Source organism: Psychrobacter sp. H25, assembly GCF_059076335.1.
On the sequence record NZ_JCACRV010000001.1, the window covers coordinates 390,138 to 415,662 of the forward strand.

A 25,525-nucleotide genomic window follows, 5' to 3' on the forward strand; every position below is an offset into this window, starting at 1 on the left:
ATTATACAAGTTTGGTCACAGCACTGATAAGTCATGAACCCGCCTTGCATCAGTTATGCAATCGACGTTAGGTACCAATGCTCATCAATAACAACCGTATAGGAGTCTAATGTTACTGACAGGATTAACACCATGATAATAGGGCATAAAATAAAAAAGCAGTGTTTAATAAACACTGCTAATTAAAAGGGTCTTAAGACACGAACATTTATATGATTATTCGGTAGTATATTGTTTGAGCAGCATCTCAGTGGCAACATCAGCAGGGATGGGTTTGCTGAACCAATAACCTTGCCCCTGTTTGCAGCCCATGTCTAGGAGCACATCGCGTTGCTGCTCAGTTTCGATACCTTCCGCCACTACTTGCATATCTAAAGCAACGGCTAGATCTAGAATAGCTTTTACAATCGCATGCTGGGTACGATCCGTTTCGATATTGGATATAAAGCTCTTATCGACTTTGATAAAATCAAATGGATACTCTTGTAAATAACTCAAAGACGCATAGCCCGTGCCAAAGTCATCTAGAGCAAGACACACTCCCAGCTCTTTAAGTGAGTTGAGCTGCTGCCTGACGTTATCATGGCGCTGAATTAGGGAGGATTCGGTCACTTCAATATGCAGCTGACAGGCATCAATGTTGTGCTGTACCAGTAGACCACTGACCATATCAAAAAAGTCAGGATGGCTAAATTCAGCCGCGTCGGCATTGATACAGATATGTTGGCAAAAACCTTGCTGCTGCCACTCAGATAACTGTTTGGCGATTTGATTTGCCATCTGTGAAAACAGCTCAAATGATAGCTTGTGCGTGAGAATAGCGTCAATAAAATGTATGGGCTTTAGCAGACCACGTGTAGGATGTTGCCAGCGTACCAAGGCTTCAAAACCCGTAATGGCACCCGTATCTAACGAGAATTTTGGCTGATAGTAGGGAACGAACTGACCGTCAGTAGTCGCCACTCTAAGCTCGGCCTCTAACTGCAGACTGCCTGCCGTTGCCTCTTCAATGCTCTTGTCATACCAGCGAATATCGTCACCGCCATGCTGTTTGACGTATTGTAAGGCTTTTTCTGCCTTCGTCAGTAATCCTGTTACTTGACCATCGTTTTTAGGAAAATAACTGACGCCCACTGAAACATGGCAATAAATATTTGCGTCCGTTGTGGCGCTGTCATTCATAGGGAAAGGGAGTTCGCACATTTGCATCAGTGTATCTAGCTGATGGCGTACCATATTGCCGTCTTTGCATTCGAACAATAATGCAAAATCATCACCACCAAAGTGAGATAAACACCGTAAATGTGCCAATTCGAGTTGCTTAATGCGTTCTACAAAGCTGGTTGTTAAGGAGTTGATACCATCAGGTCCTAATAAGTTTGCCAGATTGCGATAACGGTCGATATTGAGACGTACGATGACCACTTCTTGATAAGTATCTAATAAAATATCGCTGGTCTGACTCAAAAACACCTTACGGTTAGGTAATCCGGTAAGTTGATCGTAGTTGAGCAAGTGCGCAACTTGTTTTTGATCTTTAACAACCGAAGACATGTCGCGTAGCATGCCAACATGATATACCACACCCTCGACAGAGATTTTTCGATAGGTCACATGACAGTCAATCATCTGTCCATAGCGATTAGCCATTGAAAAATCAAGCTCATGAAATCCTGTCTCGCTTAGATTGCTTTTGATGTCTTTTAAAATAAGCTGCTCTTCTTCTGACAAAAATTCAGCAGCGTAAATACCAAGTGGACGACCAACCAAAAATGATTCTTTGTAACCAATCAGGAGCTCATAACTAGCATTAACCGTGAGATAACGCAAATTGCCATCCAATATAAATATGGCATCGTCTATCTGCTCACACAGTTCGGTCATTAATTGCTGTTTAATCGATACTGGGATAGGGTCAAAATTGCTCATAATAATGTCTCACAAAAGATAATGACTCATAGAAACAAATAAAGACTGTGATTCAACTGACTAAAATTGAGCTAAGATCACTTTTAATTCTACACAATATAAAACAAAAGTTGTACTTTAATCATGAATTAAAAGATAATGACTATCATTATTGATTATTTATTATAACTATACAAGGCGAGTAAGGTCGTCAAAGCGACGACAGGTACGGTCTCGGTACGCAACACTCGAGTACCGATTTGCCAAGGGGCAAAACCTACTGACTCCGCTTTTTGGCACTCATCATCGCTAAGCCCACCTTCAGGACCAATCAATAGTTCAATATAGGGTGTCTCTTGTTTAAGTACAGTTTCCAGTATCTCTGGTTTGGCAGGTTGACCTGCTGCCGGTACACTCATTTGCAACCGTAAATCTGCTGTGCTCTCAAGTACTTGATAGTACTTGTCTTTACTGAGTGTAGAGACAATAGGGCTGACTGCTGTCTTGTTGTTTGAGGATTCAGTAGGGGCTAGCCAGTCACGAATAGACAATGGAGCCAGGATAAGTGGCGGGCGGTTGAGACCGCACTGCTCACAGGCTGCTATGGCCACTTGTTGCCAATGTGCCAGCTTTTTTTCAACTTGTGCAGGCTTTAAATTAACTTCACCATGATGGCTGCTGAGCAGTTGTATGGCAGTTACACCAAGCTCTGTTGCTTTTTGAATGGCGTAATCCATACGTTCGCCGCGACTCATCACCAACCCAATCTTGCTGATGATAGGTGCCGTGCGATCTTCGTTAAAGTGAGAGAGTAAGGTAGCAGTTGCTTTCTTCTTACTGATTGTCTGTAGCTGTACCTGATACTCACCACCAAATCCGTCAAACAAGATGCCCTGATCACCGACATTGGCACGCAGAACTCGGCACCAGTGATGAATGATACTGTCTGGTAATTCAATATCGCTACCCTGAGACAGTTCACTCAGTTTAGGCAGTAGCGGGGCATCGGCGTTGTCACTATCAATGGTATAAAAAAAACGTCGCACGAGGTCTTATTCCTATTGTTTGATTGGGAGCGTTTATTATCGGGTCCATAGAATATCACTTGAGACACCTAAAGGCATGGCTTTTATGATAATTATTGTTTAATGCAGCCACTCGGTATATAGACAATACTATCGCACAGTGAAGGAAAAATAAAAAAATAATTAAGATAAAGTGTATCCTATAAAATATAAAAGGTAATAGTCCAAAATTTTTCCAATAAAAAACTGGCACTCCTAAGAGCGCCAGTTAACGATCAATCAATTAGATTTGTACTTAAATATCAACAACTAAGCAGTTGATTTTACTCAGCAGTTAGGCCTAGTGCTTCAACCAAGCGTTTGTTTGGCTCAACTTTGTTCATGCTATAAAAATGCATGGCTGGCACACCCTCGCTAATCAAGCGCTCACATAAGCGATATACCACATCAAACCCAAACTCACGGATGGCTTTGTTGTCGTCGCCGAAGTCAGCCAAGCGTTTACGTACATAGCGTGGAATATCAGCACCACAGCTATCAGCAAAGCGTATCAGATTGCTAGAGTTGGTGATTGGCATAATACCAGCCACCAATGGCTGTGCGTTGGTATTGATACCACGTTTCTCTAGTGTGTCACGCAGATATAAATAGCTGTCTGCATTATAAAAGAACTGCGTAATCGACGCATTGGCACCAGCTTGGTATTTATTTACCAGATTATCGATATCAAACTCAAAGCTACGCGCTTGTGGGTGCATCTCAGGGTAGGAAGCCACTTCGATATGGAAGTGATCCCCTGAATGCTCACGAATGTACTTTACCAAATCTACCGCAAATGGTAGCTCACCCATGCCCACCTGACCTGATGGCAAGTCGCCACGCAATGCGACAAGACGTCTGATCCCTAAGCTTTTGTAAAACTCAAGCAATTCAGCGATCTCAGACTTGTCGTCACCGATACAAGACATGTGCGGCGCAATTTCGGTATCTCCGCGTGCGCTTAGTGCTTTTACGATATCTAAGGTACGGTTGCGGGTCGAACCACCAGCACCGTAGGTCACTGAAAAATACGCTGGTGACAGCGTATTCAACTCATCATAAGTTCTGAGAAGCTTTTCGTGACCCAGCTCGGTTTTTGCAGGAAAGAACTCAAAGGAGAAAGCAGGCTTACTCACAGTCAGGCTCCTTTTAGTATTTATAAGCATCAGGCTTGAACGGGCCTTCAACGGGCACACCCAAATACTCAGCTTGCTTTTCGGTCAGCTTAGTTAGGGTACCGTTAAAACCTGCAACCATAGCAGCGGCTACTTCTTCGTCCAGCTTCTTAGGCAATACTTTGACATATAAATTGTCAAAACGCTCATCAGTGGGCAGATCAGCGAACTTTTCTTCGAACAAGTACATTTGAGCCAATACTTGGTTGGCAAATGAGCCGTCCATTACGCGTGATGGGTGACCAGTAGCATTACCTAAGTTTACTAGGCGACCTTCAGCAAGCAAGATCAAATAATCGTTTTCGTCATCTGAGCGGAAGATTTGATGCACTTGTGGTTTGATCTCAACCCAGCGCCAGTTGTCACGCATAAACTGAGTGTCGATTTCGGTATCGAAATGACCGATGTTACATACAACAGCACCAGGTTTTAGGGCTGCTAGCATATGACGATCACAAACATGGTAGTTACCAGTGGTTGTGACGATCATGTCAGTGTCTTCAAGCAAGCGTTTGTTGATGTTGTCTGCGCCGCCAGTGTTGTCACCGTCGATGTATGGTGATAATACTTCAAAGCCGTCCATACATGCCTGCATGGCACAGATAGGATCAACTTCTGAGACACGTACGATCATGCCTTCTTGGCGTAAGCTCTGCGTAGAGCCTTTACCTACATCGCCGTAACCGATAACCAAAGCGCGGCGACCAGCAAGGAACATGTCGGTAGCGCGTTTAATAGCATCGTTTAAGCTATGGCGGCAGCCGTATTTGTTATCATTTTTAGACTTGGTAACTGCATCGTTGACGTTGATGGCAGGTACTTTGAGTGTGCCGTTGCCAAGCATTTCAACCAGACGATGTACACCAGTGGTGGTCTCTTCTGAGATACCATGGATGTTATCAAGAAGCTCAGCATAATCATCATGGATAAGAGCGGTCAAATCACCACCATCATCCAAGATTAAGTTGGCGTCCCAAAGCTGACCTGACGCTTCGCCGCCAACATGTACTTGCTGACGTAGGCACCATTCATACTCTTCTTCTGTTTCGCCTTTCCAAGCATAGACAGAGATACCAGCAGCAGCGATAGCCGCAGCAGCATGGTCTTGAGTTGAGAAGATGTTACATGATGTCCAGCGTACTTCAGCACCTAGCGCGACTAGTGTCTCGATAAGGACAGCCGTTTGGATGGTCATGTGGATACAGCCAGCGATTTTCGCGCCTTTAAGCGGCTGGTCTGCTTCGTAGCGACGACGCAAACCCATTAGGGCAGGCATTTCGGCTTCGGCTAGCGTGATTTCACGGCGGCCGTAATCAGCAAGGCTAATGTCAGCGACTTTATAGTCAGTGAAAGAGGGATCGATCGTATGGGCAGATGGTGTAGTAGACACTGCGTCCATAATATGCTCCTATCAGTGGTTAACGAATGATAAAAAGAATAAAAACGCAGGTGCCGTTGTTTGCGCTGTGAGCGACTAAAAATATGGTCTCTCGACAGTTAACCGAGCCTAACATAACCTGTGATTGCATAACTTTAGAATATTAATGCAGTAAATCACTATTATGGCGCAACACCTCTCGGAGGTCGTTATTGTAATAGATGAGTGGTTAATTGTCACCTATTGACTGAGATAAATGATAGGCAGTCATGGCATAAGCCTCCGTATACTTTTCATAGGTATAAAAAAAGGCCACCTGTAGATGACCTTTTATATTTAGATGTTTTTTGATACTACTCAGCCAAAATTAGTACCAGTTGTAGGTTAGAGAGGTAAAGTAGTTAATACCGTCAGTATTATAGCCAATATCTGTTATATAATCTTCGTTAGTAATATTATTTAGACGTGCAGTCATAGACAAGTTATCAGTAAGTTTGTAGTTACCACTGATATTCAACAGTCCATAATTGTCCACAAATTGAGCGTCAGTATTGGTAATTCTGCTGTAATAGTTTCCCACATACTGATATTCAGCGCGTATATCTAAACTTGGTAGACGGTATCCGACATATACCAATCCCTGATGCTTAGGGCGATAGGGAAGATAGTTGCCATCATCACTTCCACCACTATTGTCTTTTGCCTTCTGGTAATCATAGCTGCCGCCAAACAGATAGTCGTTCATTTCCCAGTCAGAAGTTAATGAGATACCTTTGATTTTAGCTTCATTGATATTTTGACTAGCTCCTGCATAAGGATTGCTAGGCGTAGGGCTTGCGACGTAACTGATTAAATTTTCAACATCATTATAATAGCCAGTGAGACGTGTAGACTGTAGCAGAGTGTTGTATTCAGCAAAAGCTTCGTAGTTGTCGCTAGTTTCAGGCTTTAGATCGGGGTTACCACTATATACAGGGCTTAAATCATTAAAAACAGGTGCGCGGAAGCCTTTAGCATAGCTCGCACCAACGCGGAAATCAGGACTAAGATGCATTGCACCGCCCAAATTATAGGTGGTTTCATCACCATAGCGTGAGTCATCATCGTAGCGTAGGTTGGCTTGTGCATCAAAGCGGTCATTGGCGATGACATAGCCAGCAAAGGCACTTTTGACATTACGGTCATCAATACTGTAAGCCGTGCTGTCTAAGTCTTGAGTGAGGTATTCGAGACCATAAACACCTTCACCAGCTAGCAGCTTGTTTTTACCAACTAAGCTAATCTGGTCTTGAGTACCATCGAATACATTTGGATACTTAGCATAAGACTCGCTTTTATCAATAGAGTGACCATATTGGAGCTTAACAGAGGCATCAGGCATATATTGCCAGTCGACATAAGCTTGTGCTGCGCCGTTTTCTTGATCAGCATGAGCGTCTTCAAAAGTACCATCGTCATATTCAGTAGTGGATTTACTGTACAAGATGCTAGCACCTGTCAGTAACGTGTCGCTAAAACGCTGATTGACTGCTAAGCTTACACTGTCGCTCTCAAAACCATCATCGTCTTTATTATAAGGGTCATTTTGATTACTGGGATCTGGACGGGTCGCATTGATACCATCTGTTTCGTTGTGACTGGCTGAAAGGCTTAATGTAGTACCATTAGTATTGGCAAGTTGTGCGCTTGCACCGTATACATAATGATCGTTTGAGCCGATACCTGCGGTAACTGACATACTGCTTCGATCTATATTGCCGCCTTTAGTGAATACTTGAATGACACCGCCCATCGCATCCGCACCGTAGATGCTAGAACCTGATGCTCCATAGAGAACTTCAATTCGATCAATTTGATCAGCAGGTAGCAAGTTTAACGCGGCGCCTCCAGCGCTGACTGAGCTATAACGTATACCATCAATTAACACGAGAATTTGTTTGCTGTCGTAGCCGCGCATGTAAAAATTTGAAGTAGTACCAAGACCACCGTTTTGTTTAAAAGCGACGCCTGGTTGACGTTTGAGTACGTCCAAAACAGTCTGACCTTGATAACGTTGTAGCTCTTCCTTATCGATCACCCGTGTCTGCGCAATTACATTACTTGTCTTAGTAGGTGTGCGAGTGGCTGTCACGACAATTTCATCAAGCTCAACTTGTGGTAGGTTACTATCATTGATGGAAGCGTTTTCAGAAATGGCTGCCATTGCGGTATTTACTGCAAGTAAGCCAAGCGCACTTAAGATACTTAGACGAAGATAGGTATTCGATGACGAACGTGAAAAAAACATAATCAATTCCAGAGTAATCCCATAAAGGATGGCAAAAATAAAAGGTAACTATTGTGATGTGATGGGCATTAAAAGTTACAAAAAAAAGCATATAAGTAAGGCTGCGCTCATTATCTATAAAAGTTAGCACTTTATAAACCACTTTAACTTAATATTTATTCAGGGTAGCGTGAGTGGAATTCATGATGAGATGTTGATCCTTTGATCAAAGGTAACTTCCTCTTGATTATGGAGAGAGATGAATAATTAGGATCGCTCATTCACATAGATGACAACAAAAACGCATAATCAAAAGCACTGCTGTTATAAATAATTGTTATCATAGTACAGATATTATATGTTCTTCATCGTGCCACCTATAAAGTTAAGAGGTTTGCCTTGTCTACTAAGCATAATCTGCCGTCTACTACTGCGTTTTTTTCACTAAACGCCATTACTAAAATACCGTTAGCAGTTATTTTGCTTTTGTTGGTCACGATAGTGGGTATTGCGGTGCCCAATAAGGCTTTTGCTCTTGAGGCAGGCGCGCTTGGGGTAGGTGGCGACAGTAGTGAAGAGATGGTAAGTGGACCATTACCTGATTCATTTGGGCGCGATACGCCGCGTGATACCGTGCAAGGATTTATCAGTGCGCTGGGCGAAAACGATTATTTGCTGGCGAGTAACTACCTAAACCTATCTAAGTCTGATAATCCAACGACCGTTGTGCGTCAGTTCAAACAAGCATTGGATGCAGGAGGGCGGTTCCAACCTGATTTGCAGATTAGTAATCTGCCTGGTGGTAATCTCACCGACCAGTTACCACCTAACCAAGAAAATGTGGGTGTGATCAGTATTGGTGAAAAAAACGTGTCATTGTTACTAGAAAGAGTAGTATCCGAAGATAACGAGCAGTACTGGCAGTTCTCAAGTGAAACGCTCGCTTCCGTACCAGAAGTCATAGAAAATACTGAGCCGACGTTGGTATCGCGTTATACCTTTGACTCACTTGACGGCAAAAAACTCTTTGGCTATCAGTTGGCTGACTTGGTCGCTGCGCTAACGATGATTGTGAGTAGTTTTGTGCTCACGTATATTGCTGTGTGGCTACTGTATCATTTACTAAGAATCACTTATCCTCGTGTGCGTGGTACGCCATTACCATTACCGAACAAAGTAATATTACCACTTGCTGTCGTTATTATGGCGCTGATATTGTCAGAGGTTATGGTCTATGCTGGCGTGTCAGTCACGCTGCGTGAGCCTGTCAATCGCTTTACTGATATTGCTTCATGGGTAGCAACCACTTGGCTGTTGCTGCGGGTTATCGATGCTATATTTACGCGCGCGGTCAATCTAAGCTATAAGAAAAACTACACTGAGCGTGTCTCGATACTGGGACTGATGCGAAAAGTGGTCAAAGCGTTGCTATTGATATTTGCGGTCATCGTGATTTTTGGCAATTTGGGTTTTGACTTGACGACTGGTATTGCTGCATTGGGTGTGGGTGGTTTAGCCTTAGCACTTGGTGCGCAAAAGACTATTGAAAACCTCGTTGGTAGTGTCGTGGTGGTGGCAGATTCGCCCGTACGTATCGGTGATTATTGTAAGTTTGGTACTTACGAAGGCACCGTTATCGATATTGGTATTCGCTCCTCGCGCGTACGCACCTTATCACGAACGATTGTCACCGTACCGAATGGTGATTTTTCGTCGATGCAAATTGAAAACTTTACCTCTCGTGATATGTTTCAGTTTTACCATAAGCTATATCTCAAACGTACCGCTGATATCGATGTGGTATTCAAAATGGTCACAGATTTGGATAATTTCCTAAAAGAACATGACATGACCAACCAAGAGTGGAACCAAGTCAATATTTCAGAGCTGCGTCAAGACTGTTACGTGATTCAGCTACAGGCGTATCTTAACGCCAATAACGTCGTTGATTTCTATGACAAGCAAAATGTATTGTTCGTTGAGGTATTGAACCAAGTGGCAAAATACAAGGTCGAACATGCATTGCCCACCCAGCAGCTGATCGTCAATCAGGCTGAGCTTGAACATCATATAGACAGTACGGCAGATGAAACAATAGAAGAAGATACGTCAAATGATAGCAGCGGTAATGGTGATGAGACAACGGTAAGCACAGACAGCAGTGACAATCATGCTAGTACTGGCCTTAACGACAATATCAAAAACGATACCAGTAAACCCAATTCATCTATGGCAACCGTTACCAGAAAAGGGGCGCTTAAAGCATTAAAACATAAAAGCCATATGCTTAGAAAAAGTAAATTTAAGCACACAAAAAACAAATTCAATCTCTCTATATGGAATCAACCATAAGCGCTATGCCGACAGGTGTGAAGTTCAACAGAGTTGTGTTCAATAGCATCATGTTTCATGACAGTAGTTGTTACAACGGCACAGCGGTTTTATTACGTAGTGAGCCGTAGTATGACCAAAGCAGTAGGCTGGCAGCGCTGCGATAGGGTGACCAATGCTGAGTAAGGTTTTTGAGTTGCTTAGGTGTTGGTCGTTCTGCTAATCCTAGTAAATGCATGGCGCCAACTTTGATGGCTAGATCATCAACAGCAAACACATCTGCACGCTTTAAAGAAAATAATAAGTACATCTCAGCAGTCCAGCGGCCAATGCCTATCACAGCTGTCAAGGTTGTTATAACCTCTTCATTTGGTAAGGTTTCCAATGCTGCAAAGTCGATATCATGATCGACTAATGAGCGGACGTAGCGGGTTTTTTGTTTAGATAGTCCTTGAGCTTTCAGGTCTTCGTCCGTCGCTTGATGTATTGCCTGCGGCGTTATTAACTCTGCATTAACCAAACGTTGCCATATACTAGCCGCCGCCGCTACAGATAATTGCTGACCGACCATCGCTCTCATCAACTGCTCAAACCCACCTGCATTGTGTCTTAGACTAGGTGTGCCTACCTGTTCATAGACGGAGGCAAATTTTGGCTCAATAGCAATCAACGCAGTGATGTTCTCCTGTAGCTCTTGACTGTTTTCAATAGTTTGTATGCTCATAATAAGATCGCTTTTCTAATGAGTAGATATTTTGATGGATATCATAGCAAAGAGTGGTGGGTTTATATCAGTAGGCAAGTGGCTAAACGTTAGTAGGCAGAGGGCTAAACGTTAAACAATTAGAAAAATGTATAAGCTACAGACAAAAAAAGGACTACTTGGTTGTAGTCCTTTTTTTAATACCGCTCAATTGTTAGCGAGTAATCTATTCGCCGTCTGCCTTTGGCTTCTTGAGCAATACGAGTACAGCGCCATTACCGCCGTCTTTTGGCGGTGCAGAGCAAAAGGCCAGTACTTCTGGTAATTGACGCAACCACCCGTTGATACAGGTTTTTAGAATTGCTTCACTACCTTTGCCATGTACGATTTTTACCATGGTCTCGTTACTTTGTTTTGCTTGGCTCAGCAGCTTAGTCATGGCATCGCGCGCTTCTTCTATCGTACAGCCATGAATATCTACTGCATCGTACCAGCGCAACTTACCTTTTTTAAGCTGATCGAAAATTTTGTTTTGGAGCGTTGGCTGCTTATAGGACAAATAAGCTTCAGCTGCAACAGGATTCAGTAGGGCTTGCATATCTGACAATCCTGCACCTAAATCACTGGCTTCGCTACCCTGAGCTGCTGCACGTTTTGAAAGTGTCGCTGCATCAGGTTTGCCTGCTTTAGTTGTGCTAGCAGGTGAGCGGACGTTCTTGTCTTCTAACTGATTCACCCCGTGCATGGCTTGCATGAACAGCACCTTATCATCATCGATATGTTCGCTATCGAGCTGTTTGACGGTTTTTTTGACTTGTTTTTGAGTCAATAGTGATACAGGCTCAGTTGGTTTTTGGTTCTCACCTTCAGGTGAATTGGTATCACGACCTTTACTCAATTGGCCTTTTAGTTCTTTGAGCTGGTCTTGCATTTCTTTTGAAAACAGAGAGTTTGACATAAAAGTTAACGTATCGTTGATTAATGAATGTTGGGTTAGCTGATAGCACGCCTGCTTTGTAGAAACTATTTGGTGCTATCGCCGCTTGAATATGTGAGTTACTTTACTCGTCTACTGTAACGCCCGCAAGTAAGGATTGTAACGCTTGTCCAGGATGGTCGGTTTTCATAAACTGTTCACCGATCAAAAAGTGCTGAATTTCATTGTTGAGCATCAGACGAATATCATCGCTACTATGAATACCACTTTCGGTCACGATCAGCGGTTTTTTATCAGCGTTATCTGCATCACTATCAGTAGCGAGTGCTTCGATCAACCTGCTTTTTAGATCAAGCGTGGTTTGTAGATCCACATCGAACGTATTCAAATCACGGTTATTGATACCATAGATATTATGCTCTGAACGTGGCAATTGTAGGGCTCGCTCAAGTTCGGACTGGGTATGTACTTCTATCAATACATCCATACCAAGCTCGATACTTAGCGCGTGCAGCTCTTGTACTTGTGCATCGTCTAAGCAGGCCATGATGAGCAGAATACAGTCAGCACCCATCAAGTAAGATTGATATATTTGATACGCATCAATCATAAAGTCTTTGCGCAGTATTGGCAGGCTTGAGGTGTTGGCTGCTTGAATCAGGTAGATGTCATCGCCCTGAAAGTAGTCACGATCTGTCAGCACGGACAGACAGGTGGCGCCTGCTTGCTCGTACTGCTGAGCAAACAGAGTAGGGGTAAAGTTATGATTGATGACCCCTTTAGATGGTGAAGCTTTTTTGATCTCAGCGATGATACCAACGCCATTGCTCGTAGAGCTGACGGCACGTAAGGCAGCTGCAAATCCACGACGGGATTTATGATCCGCTGCGACCTGTGCTTGCAAATCCTCAAGGGGTAGTGCTGCACGAGCTGCTTTTACTTCTTCTACTTTGGTGGCGACGATGCGTTGTAGTACCGAAGGTATGTCTGAGTGAGTTGTGGTCATACGAGTGTCCGAATATCGTTAAATTGAGTAGAAACTAATGAACAAGTTTATGTTTTATGAATGGCAGTAAACTAATCCTGAGCCACGAGCTGTTGTGTATAAGCAGCCAAAGATTCAAGTTTAAGTAAAGCATCACCATTTTGTATGACTTTTTGTGCTCGGCTGACACCATTAGGGTAGTTACTGGCAAGGCCTGCAGTATATATCGCCGCACCTGCATTCAACGCAATCATGTCACGTGCTTTGAGGACGGCGCGATCATGAGTATCATTACCAGACAGAGCGGCGCGAATAAGCTCAAGGCTTTGCGCTGGAGAATCAACATCGAGACCGATCAGGGTTTGGGATTCGATACCTGCGTCTTCTGGCATCATCTCATAAACAGAGATTTCTCCATCTTTCAGTTCAGCGACTGTGGTCGACGTTGCCAGACTGATCTCATCTAGACCATCTTTTGCACCGACAACCATGACATGACGTGCACCTAGGTTTTTCATTACTTTTGCGATCGGCTCACACAACTGCGCGGTAAACACACCGATGACTAGGTTAGGCGTACCTGCTGGATTGGTCAATGGTCCCAAAATATTAAAGATCGTGCGCGCTTTTAGTTCACGGCGCACAGGATTGGCATAGCGCATGGCGCTGTGATGATTGGGAGCGAACAAAAAGCCAATACCTTCGTTCTCAATACAGTCTTTTGCTTGTGCTGGACTAAGCGCTAGACTGATACTTGCCTGCTCAAGCAAGTCTGAGCTACCAGACTTGGTCGAGACGCCGCGATTACCGTGTTTGGCAACCTGAGCGCCAGCCGCCGCGACCACTAATGCTGATGCAGTCGAAACATTAAATAAATTAGCACCATCACCGCCAGTACCAACGATATCAACTAAATAATCGCAGTTCTTTGGTTCAATATTGGCGGCTAGTGCACGCATGGCACTGGCTGATGCGGTAATCTCATCGATCGATTCACCCTTCATGCGTAGACCTGTCAAGATAGCGCCCATCATGGCATCACTACATCTGCCTTGCATGATGATAAGCATCACTTGATACATCTCATCAAAGGTTAGGTCAATATGCTGAAAAATTCTACCGAGCGCTGACGTTAGCAGTTGATGCGTTTGGTCGTCAGACAGTTTTTCGATACTCTCTGGGGTGTGCGTTTCTTCTGTTTTTGTTGTATTCATTATGATCTCGCTTATGATTATTCTTTATGTAAATCTGTGTGAAATTTGGAATGAGTTTATGCAAACAGTATTTTTTATCGACATGCTTTTAGTTAGATCTAACCAACTTGTGGTAGCTCATCGGATGTCAGGGTAGCCAAACCATGAGTCTGCAAAAAGTTATTGAGCAACTGGTAACCTGCTTCGCTCAATATTGACTCAGGATGGAACTGGACGCCCTCTACAGCCAACTCTTTGTGACGAATACCCATGACTTCTCCGATACTACCGTCACTGCTCTGTGTCCATGCAGTGAGCTCAAGACAGTTGGGTAGGCTACTCTTGTCAATGACGAGTGAATGATAACGTGTCACTTTTGATGGGTTGGGTAGTCCAGAAAATATACCTTGGTCATTATGATACACAGCAGATAACCGCCCATGCATGACTTCACCAGCTTTAACAACTTGTCCACCAAATGCTTGCCCAATAGCCTGATGTCCCAAGCAAATACCAAGTATAGGAATCATCCCTTTGAACACTTCAATCACCTCTAGCGAAATACCAGCGCGATCAGGGTCGCAAGGACCTGGGCCAATAACAATCACAGTAGGGGCAAGGGTCTGAATCTGCTCAATAGTGACCTGATCATTACGCCAAACCATGATGTCTTGTTGCAATTCACCGAAGTACTGTACGATATTGTACGTAAAACTATCGTAATTATCGATCATCAGAATCATGAGCGTTCCAAATTATTGGTTTTTTATACTTCTCAGAATGGGGCATACATATGGGGTAGATATTGATAGAGAGCATCAAATAGCAAACATCAACAAGCCATGATGTTCTCGGCTTCTGGACGCCGCCGTTATCTTACCACTATTTTCTCCGCTATCAAATGTAGGACACATACAAGCTAGGCAACCGAGGCTCGAAATAGATTTTTTATCATACTGATCGACCTGGGTTAATTATTACAAATAAAATCGTAACTTAATATTTTGATAGCGCACCACAACAGAACAATGGCATCATTACGACTGTCATTAGCACTAACTTGGTGCTTTATGTTTACTGTTGGTGCGTTAAGTAAAAGCAAAATAAAAGGCGATTGAATAAATATTACTGCTGACAACTACTGGATTTTATTATAAGACGCTGTAATTATTGAAAATAAGCATTTGTATGAGCCGATTTTTGGTAATCAATTTAATATATTGGCACACCCTTTGCATTGACGCTGCTATGATTGTCTATGATTACAAAAAGTGGTCTCAAATGATCGTTAATCAGTGATCGTCAATAAGTGCCTGAAGCGTTCAGTATTATCAGTTATATACTGCTAGAATGACGTTAGAATTGACTTGGCGTATTTTAGACTATTAAGATGGAGCGGGTCTAATTAAGTAAACGTCTTAGATCAGTGTCTTGACTAATACGATAAATAGTGCTGATAATAAGCATAATATCGAATGCGCTGTTTGGTATTGAAAAGAGTACACTTGGAATACTTGAACAAGAAAATGGTACCAATAATTTTAAATTGCAATAACGTGACCAACACAACGGAGATTATGTATGTCGAACAAATTATTAGATCTTATTCAATCCTCTAATGCTAAATGGGTTGACTTTCGCTTTACTGATACACGCGGCAAAGAGCAGCACATCAGCTTTCCAGCATCTACTGTTGATGAAGATGTCATGGAAGATGGCAAAATGTTTGACGGTTCATCTATCGCTGGTTGGAAAGGTATCGAAGCGTCTGATATGATCTTGCGTCCTGATCCAGAAACGGCATTTATCGATCCGTTCTTTGATGCAGTTACTGTCGTCGTAACTTGCGATATCATCGAGCCATCAACGCTACAAGGCTATGATCGTGACCCACGTTCTATTGCTCGCCGCGCAGAAGAGTATTTGAAGTCTACTGGTATCGGTGACACGGCGTATTTCGGTCCTGAGCCTGAATTCTTCGTATTTGATGACGTTAAGTGGTCAGTTGACATGTCTGGCGTTAGTCATAAGATCACTGCTGAAGAAGCAGCATGGTCGACTAATGAGTCGTATGAATGGGGCAACATGGCGCATCGTCCACGTGTCAAAGGCGGTTACTTCCCAGTACCACCAATCGACAGCTCGCATGACATGCGCTCTGTTATGTGTGAACGTATCGAAGAAATTGTTGGTGAAGGCCGCGTCGAAGTTCATCACCACGAAGTTGCTTCTTGCCAGTCTGAAATCGGTGTTGCATTCAACACGATGGTACGTAAAGCGGATGAAGTTCAGCAATTGAAATATGTGGTGCATAACGTTGCTCACCAGTTTGGCAAAACAGCGACCTTTATGCCAAAACCAATCGTTGGTGATAATGGCTCAGGTATGCATGTTCATATGTCAATCTCAAAAGATGGCGTAAACACGTTCTCTGGTGATGAATATGCCGGTCTATCTGAGACAGCATTGTACTTTGTTGGTGGTATCATCAAACACGCTCGTGCATTGAACGCAATTACCAACCCATCAACGAACAGCTACAAGCGTCTGGTGCCACATTACGAAGCACCTATTAAGCTTGCTTACTCAGCGTCTAACCGTTCAGCGTCTATTCGTGTGCCACATGTAAGTAGCCCAAAAGCGGTACGTATCGAAGCTCGCTTCCCAGATCCAACAGCTAACCCATACTTAGCATTTGCTGCGCTATTGATGGCAGGTCTTGACGGTATTCAGAACAAGATGCATCCAGGCGAAGCTGCTGACAAGAACTTGTATGACTTGCCACCAGAAGAAGAAGCACAGATCCCAACGGTTGCAGAGAGTTTAGATGTTGCACTACAAGCATTGAAAGATGATCACGACTTCTTATTAAAAGGTGACGTGTTCACTAAAGATATGCTAGAAGCCTTTATTGCATTGAAAGAAGAAGAAGTACAACGCCTGAATGTTACTGTGCATCCTGTTGAGTTTGATATGTACTACAGCTGCTAATAATGAATTAATCTGTTGAGTTAATTCAACAAGAAAGAACCAGTCAAGTTAATCTTGGCTGGTTTTTTTGTGCCGTTAAGACAAGAATGTACTAGCATCAGATAATGCTATTTGAGATGAATAGTGAAGCCACACCAAACATTGCTGATTTTGCATCGAAAATATCGCATAATGATTGATATACTATTATATTAATAGCAGACACTAATTAGGCTGATTGACCATGACTTTGTTATCAACGCAACACTCTATACAAGGCAATGTAAAGGTAGGACTATTGATGGTTGCTGCGATAGCAAGTCTTTATGCACCGCTAAGCAATGCAGCACCTATCTATAAAGTGGTTGATGAGCAAACCGGTCAAGTCACTTTTACCGATCGACCGCAGGATTATGAGCAGCAAGCTGGCAAACAAGTCAGTCAGATGTCTATCACGACAGGCAATGAGACAAGCAGGTCAGCCAGCTCTAGCATGGCAGGTAGCTCTAATGCAAATAGCCTGCCATCGAATGTATCACAAATGGGAGTCACTCCTACGGCTTCTGCCGCCAATACTCAGACCAACGCACCAGTAAACTATCAATTGGCAATTGCTGAGCCTAGCAAAGAAAGAGCCTATCGTCGTCCAGCGCAAAGTATCGATGTCGCTGTACAGGTTAATCCTGCGCTACAAGCGGATGACAGCGTGGGTATTTATCTAGATGATAAGGAAGTAGCACAAGGATTGAGCGCGTCGATTGGGACTGTAGATGTGCTACCAGGTGCCCATACGATCAAAGTGGTCATACAAAATAAAACTGGTCAGGTGCTACGGCAAGTCACACGTACGGTATACGTCATCCAAAACAATACGACACTACAAAACAATAAAAAAATTGCGCAGCAGCTCTTGGCTTATCAGAACTTGCCTTGGTATCAAAAGGTACTGTTGAAACTGCGTCAACAGGAAGTGGCTCAGTCTCAGTAACGACTAATTGAGATAGATATCATTCGCCAAATAAAAAGGCAAGCACCACCGATGATGCTTGCCTTTTTTAATGTCAGTTGATTATTTGAGAGGTAAGTTAACTTACTTGGTTAGCTCGATGGTACCGTTAGCAGTGACTGAGATGGTACTGTTACCAGATTCAAAGCTTTGGCTTGGTACTGACTCGTCTGCCATGCCTGATTTCATGCTCATGGCGCTGTACATAGGACGTGGGTAGTTACTACCAGTGTTTAAGTTAACATTTATGACACGATAGCCACGCGCGTCCCAAGCACGGGTAAGGCTCTTAGCTTGCTGTTGAAATGCGCGGGAGGCTTCCGTCATTAGTTTTTGCTCTAACGCATCTTTTTTGGTATCTGAGACACCAAAGTTCAAATTGTCCATGACCAAGGTTGCTTGTAGATCAGCAATAAGTTGGCTAGTAGCGGCAAAATCGGTACTTTTCAAATCTATATTTGCTTGACCTGTCCAACCGATGATTTTATCGTTTTTATCGTAGCGTGGATAGGTACGTTGTTGTCCTGTGGTCACAGTAACGCTAGGATAGCGTTTGGCAATTTTTATGGCATTATTAATTGAGGTATTGAGCGTCGTGGCTAGCATTTTGGCATCCGTTGCCTGCGCCTTTTTGTACAAGCTGGCTCGTACTTCGTCGTTCTGGATTTCTTCTTTTATTTCTGTCTGAAATGTCAGTTGATCGTAGCCTGTTGGTTCTGCATGGGCGCTTCCCATCATTGCCGTCATTAGACAAACCGTACCAGACGCTAGCGCTGCTTTATTAAGTAACGTGTTTTTCATCATTATCTCCTTAATTGATTTTGTTAATTTTTATATGAATGTCTTACCATCCATTTTTATATGAGAAGCTGTCTCTTTTGTGCTCTAAATGTTGACATGTGTGCAACTTCATTCCCTAAAATAGCAAAATCTGTCTGATTTGCTGTGAGAATTTTGTGAGCTACGTTACTCAGTTATTAAATTAAACCATTAATATAATCGTGGCGGTTTTAGCAGGATTTTATTCTTTAGAGCACTAATAGTGTTTTGTGCGATTGAGCGTTTTTTACGAGCTACGGATAATGGGTTAGACACCAAGCTTTGGTCAGTGTCAGAAGAAAAAACATCGTTTGAGTGGGAGCTATAACCGACTTATTAAAAGCAGTTTGGCCGCAGGGGTTGCAAAATAAAAAAATCCTTGTATAATCTACATCCGGTGGCTCCATTGGTAGCCTCGCAACATTGTTCTATGAATCCCGCCAGGACCGGAAGGTAGCAACGGTAATAGTTATAATGTGTGCCGAGGATGTGCTTTTGGAGTCGCTTTTTTTTGCCTAAAATTTGATACTGACATCGATAAAACGTTTTATATTAAAGATACTTTTTATTTAAAATGCTTTTACGATGCGTCCAGCCCTTCATTGCAAAGGGCTTTTTTTTGTCTAAAATTTCATCCAAGCTTTGGTTTGATGTGCTATTTAATTTCTTGTTCAATTCAAAAGCTTCATTGGTTAATATGAGTTAAAATACAATGTATTAACTTTTATTAACATTCTAGACACTTTAAGGTTTGGTTATGAAAATGTTTGTTTGGCTATTCATTGCGTTTGTGGTTCTCGTGGTCGTATTTGGCGTGTCAGTATTTAATAGATTGGTACGCGCACGCAACCAAGCAAAGAACGGCTTTGCTCAAATAGATGTACAATTAAAGCGTCGTCATGATCTGATTCCAAACCTAGTCGAAACCGCCAAGCGTTATTTGAGCCACGAAGAAGAGACGCTAACACGAGTGATTAGCGCGCGTAATCATGCTCAAGACCTACAAAATTCAAATAAACATCAGCCAGACTCACTAGAGCATATGGCGCTATTTGCCAAAGCAGAAGGAATGCTGTCTAAAGCGCTAAGTCAGTTTTCAGCAGTTGTGGAAGCCTATCCTGAGCTCAAAGCCGATAGGATGATCAAGGAGCTCATGGATGAGCTGACCAATACTGAAAACCGAATCGGTTTTGCTCGCCAGCATTACAATGACAGCGTCATGTTCTATAACAATGACCGAGAAGTATTTCCTAATAATCTTGTCAGTACGACCTTTGGCTTTCGTCCGCTCAGTCCTTTAGTGTTCGAGGACAGAGAAGCCATTGCTCAAGCACCGAACGTCAATATGGCCTAAGGCTTCGACAAATTTAGCAAATACTAGGTAGTCTACGATCATGGATTTTTTTGGTGAGCAGCGCATACGTACGCGGCGCAGTCTATTGCTATATGGGCTGTTTTTTTTAATTGTGCTTGCTCATATAGCAGTAGCGCTCGCTGTCATGGGCTTACTACTGACGATATTTACAGGTGGTGTATACCGCTGGGTATTGATACTGGTTATTATCCTGACGCTAGGCAGTTTTTTTGTTGGTAGTTTTTTAGAGTATCAGCGCTTGAGAGCGGGTGGACGTGCTATTGCTCAGCGGGTAGGAGGCGTTAGATTGTTCATTGATAACAGTCAGGTACCCTGGCAGCATAGTCAAGGGGTGACGCATCAACATAAAAGTGAAGACAAGGTTCGTTATAGCGCGCGCCATATCGCAGTAAGTGACGAGCGTGACTTTCCACCAGTTTATCGGCGTTATTATGAAATAGCACAGCAGCTAGCGATCGCGTCGGGACTGAGCACACCAATACTATATGTATTGCCTGATGAGCAAGGTATTAATGGTTTTGTCGCTGGTCGCCACAGTCAAGATATGGTACTTGTCGTTACCCAAGGAGCGCTAGATAAACTATCTGATGAAGCGCTATATGGGCTCATTGGTCATGAGTATGGTCATATTTTGCATGGTGATGCCAATTTTAACCTACAGCTAATGGTAGTGCTGGCGGGTCTGCAGATACTGTACGACTGGAGTGATCCGATCTCCAATCATATCTCTAATTATCGTTACTTTGATAGCGATACCAGCTCCCAGAAGTCACTATCACAAAGGCAGGTTGATGTACTTGCGCGCAGTACAGAAGCGCAAACGGCCAGTTTTACCACACATAGTGAGTGGGTGACGTACTGGCAGACACAGTCGCAGCAACAGCAGTCGTCTGCCAAGCGCCAATCTAAATGGGTGCAAAATAGACCAACGTTTGATCGACGTGCCCCACGTAGTATATGGACATTGCTGCTGCATGGTTTGAGCTTCTCGAGCATGGCAAGTGCTCAGCTGATTAAGCATAGCTTTAATCGTCAGCGTGAGCTACTCGCTGATGCAACCAGCGTACAATTGACGCGCACACCTGCCATTTTAGAGACCTTAAAAGCCATTCACCAAGACTCGCTTGGGTCACGTTTGACTGGTATTGCTGATATCAATGGACTCAGTCATTTTTTCTTTGCCAGTAGTGGTGCTGATTTGGGAGACTTATCATGGTTTGCCACTCATCCAAGCTTAACCGAGCGTATGAGTGCTATTAATGCGGATGCCTACCATGACTTTGCCATACAAGTGGCGACAGAAAAACGTCTCAACCAACAAAAAATTAAAGAAATATATAGGCAGCGCCGGTTAGGTAACTGGGGTGAAGCAGAGGCAGTGACTACTCAAAATAGCCTAAGCGATAAATTACAAGTAACAGACCAATCCTCACGCCGATTATCTTCAAGTTTCAGTCAAGAAAGTAGCACTGAATATGAAAGCATAGATGGACCCATGAGGGGGAACGGTAATGACAACTCTAGCGAACAGCGCTCTATTTCTGATAGTCACACAAGTAAAAGTAGTTATCAAACAGACGAAGGTCTTGAGTTTACTAAAGAGACAGACAAGATTATTGATGGTCGCTTACAAGTAGAAGCTGTATCCTTAGACAACGATAGTTTACTAAAGCCATGGCAGGCAAGACCTAATGCGGATTTGCCAAAAAATATACTGATAGAAATCAGCGATAGGCAAAAGGTATCATTACCGCAATACATCATTGATCACAGCCATCATTCTCTAGGGGCGCTGGCATTGGTTGAGGCAGTTATGCTTTGTCATCAAAGGCGACCACTATCAACGAATGCGTTTTATAGTTTGGTAGATATTTGGTGCGCGACTGGCGAGATGGATGCTAATAACTCTAGCGACGAGCAGCTCTTACCACATAGGGTAGATACTAAGCTATTGACGCAAGTTGCCAGTGTAGATCGACGTTTAGACAGCGCTTTGATTGAGCTTGCGTTAAAGCAACTAAGACAGCATGATCTATCTGAGAGCTCTATCAAAAAATTAAAGCTCAAGAGCTATGACAATCATAGTCATGATAGCTATCAGCACTATAAACAACAAGAAAACTGCCGTACGATGTTGTTGCGTTATCAGCAAGGGATATTAGGTTTATTGAACCAACAACGAGCGTATGATGTCACCCAATGCCTCACTCATCATTCATCTGATAAAAAGTCAGTTAAGGATGGCACTTCTTCAGGCTCGACTTCTTCGAATGATTTGGCAGCTTTGGCGCAGCAGCAGTCACCCATATCGTCATTATGGCAAGCACTACATTTGCGGCAATTACTACCGATGCTGTCTGAGGTTTTATACGATACAGATGCGCCATCTTTGGAGCTAGAGACACTGAGTTCTGGTATAAAAGACATATGTACGCAGCTAGATCCGTCAGGACAGGTATTTGAGAGTCTCAATACGGCTGAGGTATCGATTATAGTGTTACTGGCTTATCGATTATCAAAAGATGCCAAAGGTCAGATAATCTCAATGCACGCTCGGTCGCGATTGAGTGAAGGTGATGAGAGTGTGGTGCATTATATTGTTGACTTGAGACGTCATGCGCGCTTGATTGATATTGATTTGTCGACAGTTACCGATGCAAATTTACAATGGCTATTATTGACTGTTCGACACTTAAATAGTATACAGTTATTGACGGTGGTTGCTGCCGTTCCTGTTAACACCAAACAGTCTATTAATAGCTCCAAAAGTGCTCAGAATGCTGATAGTGATCAAGAGAGACAACAGTATGACAGTCAAATAGATTATAATGATACCGATGCACTCAGACCTACTCATAATGACTATCGACAGTGGCTAAGTACATTGCATACTGTGATGCTACACGATACGATAATCAGCCAAGATGAGTATGATTGTTTGCTTGCAATGGCAGCGCACTGGCTGGGTGTTCGACAGCTTTTTTGACCCATGCTGGGTTGATACGCGCTCGATGATTCACGCTCAATAGATAGTATGATGCCTATGCGATCAGTGCCATCAAAACCATAACACCATCTGTAAATAGTATAGACAACATAATCAGGACAGTAGAGTCGTATGAGTGATATCCAAGACCCGCTGAGTGTATTGCAGCGCCGTATGCAGCAACGCCAAATACTAGCGATGATGGGTATCGATCACTGGGTGCAGCCTGCGTCAAAAACCATAAATATAGCGGATATTGCGGCAATACCAGTTGATCAATCAAATACTGACCATCCTACTATTGAGTTAACAAGTGACCAGTCGAGAAATACTGAATCAAAAAATACCGAGTTAGCGAGTGCTGGTTCTATAGACATAGTAGATCCGTCACTGATGGATTATGGTACTGATAGCTCTGATATCGTAAGTTCTGATATCACAAGCTATGACGACATCAGCAGTGATAACGACATTAGTAGTGATTTTAATGGACGAGATGACGGTGTACCCCAAGCCAGCGTTCAAAACCCTGTCACGTATAGCTTTGATACGCTGTCGGAATATGATAATACCTCAAGTTACGATGATACCTCAAATATAGAGCCAGACCGATTAGCCATCAACGAAATAGAGCAGTCGACGACCGAACCTGTAGCGCGACACTCATTTGCTCAAGGCAGCAATAATGATGCTGGCTCAAAAAAGGTAGCGCCATTCAACTTGCAAGGTGGTCGTTACGGTGACTGGGTGATACTGGTGGATATTCAAGCACTCAGTAGTGACAGCCAAAAGCTGTGGCAAAATATTACCCAAGCGCTATCACTCACTCATGAGACGACATCGTTCCCCATTTGCGCTGGTATGGACACAGCTGAGCTTGCTAATGCTAGTCTTGCTGGTTATATCTTTCGAATAGGCCTGCGCGAAGAGATACAGGTTGCTGCATTGACAGCGCTACCTGACGGTCTTTATCATCCCAATCTTACTATCGTACCGACATTAGACGATATGCTTGCAGACAGCGATGCTAAGCGACAGTTGTGGGAACAGATATCTTCGTAAGATACGTCTACATAAATATTGAGATACCTTTTTTATCAACAAACCGAAATAAAATAAGCTTATTTATTTCCCTACACCTAGGATCGTAATTATGTCCATCAACTCAACGCCTACCAACCCAGAGCCCACCAATCCAACTGCTTCTATTAGCCCAACTGGCAGTACCTCACCACATCGTTTACCAAATTTCTGTGCTGGACCTGCGACGATGCCAACAGCGGTATTAGAGCGTGCACAGAGTGAACTGCTTGACTGGCAAGGACGTGGCTTATCGGTCATGGAAGTGAGTCATCGTAGTAAAGAGTATATGGCAATCACTGATAAAGCAGAAGCCAAGCTACGCGCGCTTATGGAGATACCAGACAACTATAAAGTGCTGTTTTTGCAAGGCGGTGCCAGCTTGCAGTTCTCTGCTATTCCATTAAACCTATTGAACGGCGGGCGTGGTGATTATTTGACGACAGGTGCGTGGTCAGGTAAGGCTATCAAAGAAGCTAAGCGTTATGAAGCGCTCGGTTTGGGTGAGATTAACTTGGTTGCAACTGGCAAAGAAGGCAACTTTACTAGCGTACCGCCTCAAAGTGACTGGCGCGTAAGTGAAGATGCTGCTTATTTTCACTACTGTGCCAACGAGACCATTCATGGTTTGCAGATATTTGAGCCGCCACAAGTAGAGGCGCCAATCATTGCTGATATGTCATCCTCTATCTTGTCACAGCCTATCGATGTGTCCAAATTCGGTATGATCTACGCGGGCGCTCAAAAGAACATTGGTCCTGCAGGTTTGGTTATCGTTATCATCCGTGATGACTTGCTTGGACAGGCTAGTGAGTGGTGTCCTATGCTGCTGAATTATGAGCACCAAGCAGATAAAGAGTCGATGTCTAACACGCCAGCAACGTATTCTTGGTACTTGGCTGGATTGGTATTTGATTGGCTAGAAGAGCAGGGCGGGGTTGCTGCTATCGGTAAGATCAATCAACAAAAAGCAGATCTACTCTACAAAACAATTGATGACAGTAGCTTTTATAACAACCCAGTAGACCCTCAGTACCGTTCTATCATGAACGTACCGTTTACGTTAGCGGACAGTAGTCTGGATAAGGTGTTTTTAGAAGAGTCAGAAAAAGCCGGTCTACTCAATCTAAAGGGCCATCGTGATGTGGGTGGTATGCGTGCCAGTATTTACAACGCCGTACCGCTTGAGTGGGTACAGCAGTTGGTTGACTTTATGATCGCGTTTGAACAAAAACATGCTTAGGTGAGTCGATCAAGAGGTGGCTATAGAATTTAATAGGTACCTCAATACTTAAATGTAGATGTCTAGGGACGCAAACACATAAAATTATAAGCAAAAGGCGCAACTG

The 25,525-nt window shown here is 43.3% G+C and carries 18 protein-coding genes and 1 other RNA gene; 8 read left to right on the forward strand and 11 right to left on the reverse strand.

Annotated features, from left to right (window positions below; all coding sequences use genetic code 11):
- Positions 1 to 216 precede the first annotated feature (216 nt).
- The 5 genes from AC5JPO_RS01580 to AC5JPO_RS01600 form a co-directional block, all read right to left on the reverse strand.
- Complete coding sequence (locus AC5JPO_RS01580; protein WP_493843073.1) at positions 217 to 1,929, reverse strand: putative bifunctional diguanylate cyclase/phosphodiesterase; 1,713 nt, start codon at positions 1,927 to 1,929, stop codon at positions 217 to 219.
- A 155-nt stretch (positions 1,930 to 2,084) separates the two neighbouring features.
- The gene (locus tag AC5JPO_RS01585; RefSeq protein WP_493843074.1) at positions 2,085 to 2,954 is read right to left on the reverse strand and encodes a 16S rRNA (uracil(1498)-N(3))-methyltransferase; all 870 of its coding nucleotides are present in this window, start codon (positions 2,952 to 2,954) and stop codon (positions 2,085 to 2,087) included.
- 302 nt (positions 2,955 to 3,256) lie between these two features.
- Positions 3,257 to 4,138 (reverse strand): methylenetetrahydrofolate reductase, encoded by an 882-nt coding sequence (locus AC5JPO_RS01590; RefSeq protein ID WP_493843075.1) that lies wholly within the window; start codon positions 4,136 to 4,138, stop codon positions 3,257 to 3,259.
- Positions 4,122 to 5,546, reverse strand: a complete 1,425-nt coding sequence (gene ahcY, locus AC5JPO_RS01595) for an adenosylhomocysteinase (protein WP_493843076.1) — start codon at positions 5,544 to 5,546, stop codon at positions 4,122 to 4,124. Before ahcY ends, AC5JPO_RS01590 begins: the two co-directional genes overlap by 17 nt.
- A 346-nt stretch (positions 5,547 to 5,892) precedes the next feature.
- Positions 5,893 to 7,812 (reverse strand): TonB-dependent receptor plug domain-containing protein, encoded by a 1,920-nt coding sequence (locus AC5JPO_RS01600; RefSeq protein ID WP_493851909.1) that lies wholly within the window; start codon positions 7,810 to 7,812, stop codon positions 5,893 to 5,895.
- A 378-nt stretch (positions 7,813 to 8,190) separates the two neighbouring features.
- Between AC5JPO_RS01600 and AC5JPO_RS01605 the strand changes: the two genes are divergently transcribed.
- Positions 8,191 to 10,143 (forward strand): mechanosensitive ion channel family protein, encoded by a 1,953-nt coding sequence (locus tag AC5JPO_RS01605; RefSeq protein WP_493843078.1) that lies wholly within the window; start codon positions 8,191 to 8,193, stop codon positions 10,141 to 10,143.
- A 70-nt stretch (positions 10,144 to 10,213) separates the two neighbouring features.
- Here AC5JPO_RS01605 and AC5JPO_RS01610 read toward each other — a convergent pair whose 3' ends face one another.
- From AC5JPO_RS01610 to AC5JPO_RS01630, 5 genes are all read right to left on the reverse strand, one after another.
- The gene (locus AC5JPO_RS01610) at positions 10,214 to 10,846 is read right to left on the reverse strand and encodes a DNA-3-methyladenine glycosylase family protein (RefSeq protein WP_493843079.1); all 633 of its coding nucleotides are present in this window, start codon (positions 10,844 to 10,846) and stop codon (positions 10,214 to 10,216) included.
- A gap of 205 nt (positions 10,847 to 11,051) precedes the next feature.
- Entirely contained in the window at positions 11,052 to 11,783 is a 732-nt protein-coding gene (locus tag AC5JPO_RS01615) for a Smr/MutS family protein (protein ID WP_319051959.1), read from the reverse strand.
- Positions 11,784 to 11,886: 103 nt separating this feature from the next.
- A complete protein-coding gene (gene trpC / locus AC5JPO_RS01620; protein WP_493843080.1) occupies positions 11,887 to 12,768 on the reverse strand; it encodes an indole-3-glycerol phosphate synthase TrpC in 882 nt (293 codons plus the stop codon).
- Positions 12,769 to 12,839: 71 nt separating this feature from the next.
- Positions 12,840 to 13,961: an anthranilate phosphoribosyltransferase gene (gene trpD / locus AC5JPO_RS01625; RefSeq protein ID WP_493851908.1), complete on the reverse strand. Its 1,122-nt coding sequence runs from the start codon at positions 13,959 to 13,961 to the stop codon at positions 12,840 to 12,842.
- A gap of 98 nt (positions 13,962 to 14,059) precedes the next feature.
- Positions 14,060 to 14,683 (reverse strand): anthranilate synthase component II, encoded by a 624-nt coding sequence (locus tag AC5JPO_RS01630; protein WP_319051962.1) that lies wholly within the window; start codon positions 14,681 to 14,683, stop codon positions 14,060 to 14,062.
- A gap of 838 nt (positions 14,684 to 15,521) precedes the next feature.
- On the opposite strand from AC5JPO_RS01630, the gene glnA reads away from it, so the two are divergent.
- Positions 15,522 to 16,931 carry a type I glutamate--ammonia ligase gene (gene glnA / locus AC5JPO_RS01635; RefSeq protein WP_319051963.1) on the forward strand — a complete coding sequence of 470 codons (1,410 nt, stop codon included), beginning with the start codon at positions 15,522 to 15,524 and terminating at the stop codon, positions 16,929 to 16,931.
- Between the two features lie 223 nt (positions 16,932 to 17,154).
- Positions 17,155 to 17,898: a DUF4124 domain-containing protein gene (locus tag AC5JPO_RS01640; protein WP_493843082.1), complete on the forward strand. Its 744-nt coding sequence runs from the start codon at positions 17,155 to 17,157 to the stop codon at positions 17,896 to 17,898.
- A 102-nt stretch (positions 17,899 to 18,000) separates the two neighbouring features.
- Here the strand turns inward: AC5JPO_RS01640 and AC5JPO_RS01645 are convergent, their stop codons facing one another.
- On the reverse strand, positions 18,001 to 18,717 hold the full coding sequence (locus AC5JPO_RS01645; RefSeq protein ID WP_493843083.1) for an SIMPL domain-containing protein: 717 nt from the start codon (positions 18,715 to 18,717) through the stop codon (positions 18,001 to 18,003).
- 422 nt (positions 18,718 to 19,139) lie between these two features.
- Here AC5JPO_RS01645 and ffs point away from each other — a divergent pair.
- The 5 genes from ffs to serC all read left to right on the forward strand — a co-directional run bounded on the left by ffs (position 19,140) and on the right by serC (position 25,419).
- An RNA gene (ffs, locus tag AC5JPO_RS01650) (signal recognition particle sRNA small type) lies at positions 19,140 to 19,236 on the forward strand.
- Positions 19,237 to 19,492: 256 nt separating this feature from the next.
- The gene (locus AC5JPO_RS01655; RefSeq protein ID WP_493851906.1) at positions 19,493 to 20,089 is read left to right on the forward strand and encodes a LemA family protein; all 597 of its coding nucleotides are present in this window, start codon (positions 19,493 to 19,495) and stop codon (positions 20,087 to 20,089) included.
- 40 nt (positions 20,090 to 20,129) lie between these two features.
- A complete protein-coding gene (locus tag AC5JPO_RS01660) occupies positions 20,130 to 23,096 on the forward strand; it encodes a M48 family metalloprotease (RefSeq protein ID WP_493853098.1) in 2,967 nt (988 codons plus the stop codon).
- 132 nt (positions 23,097 to 23,228) lie between these two features.
- Complete coding sequence (locus AC5JPO_RS01665) at positions 23,229 to 24,158, forward strand: DNA polymerase III subunit psi (RefSeq protein WP_493853099.1); 930 nt, start codon at positions 23,229 to 23,231, stop codon at positions 24,156 to 24,158.
- Positions 24,159 to 24,249: 91 nt separating this feature from the next.
- Positions 24,250 to 25,419: a 3-phosphoserine/phosphohydroxythreonine transaminase gene (serC, locus tag AC5JPO_RS01670; protein WP_493853100.1), complete on the forward strand. Its 1,170-nt coding sequence runs from the start codon at positions 24,250 to 24,252 to the stop codon at positions 25,417 to 25,419.
- Positions 25,420 to 25,525: the final 106 nt, after the last annotated feature.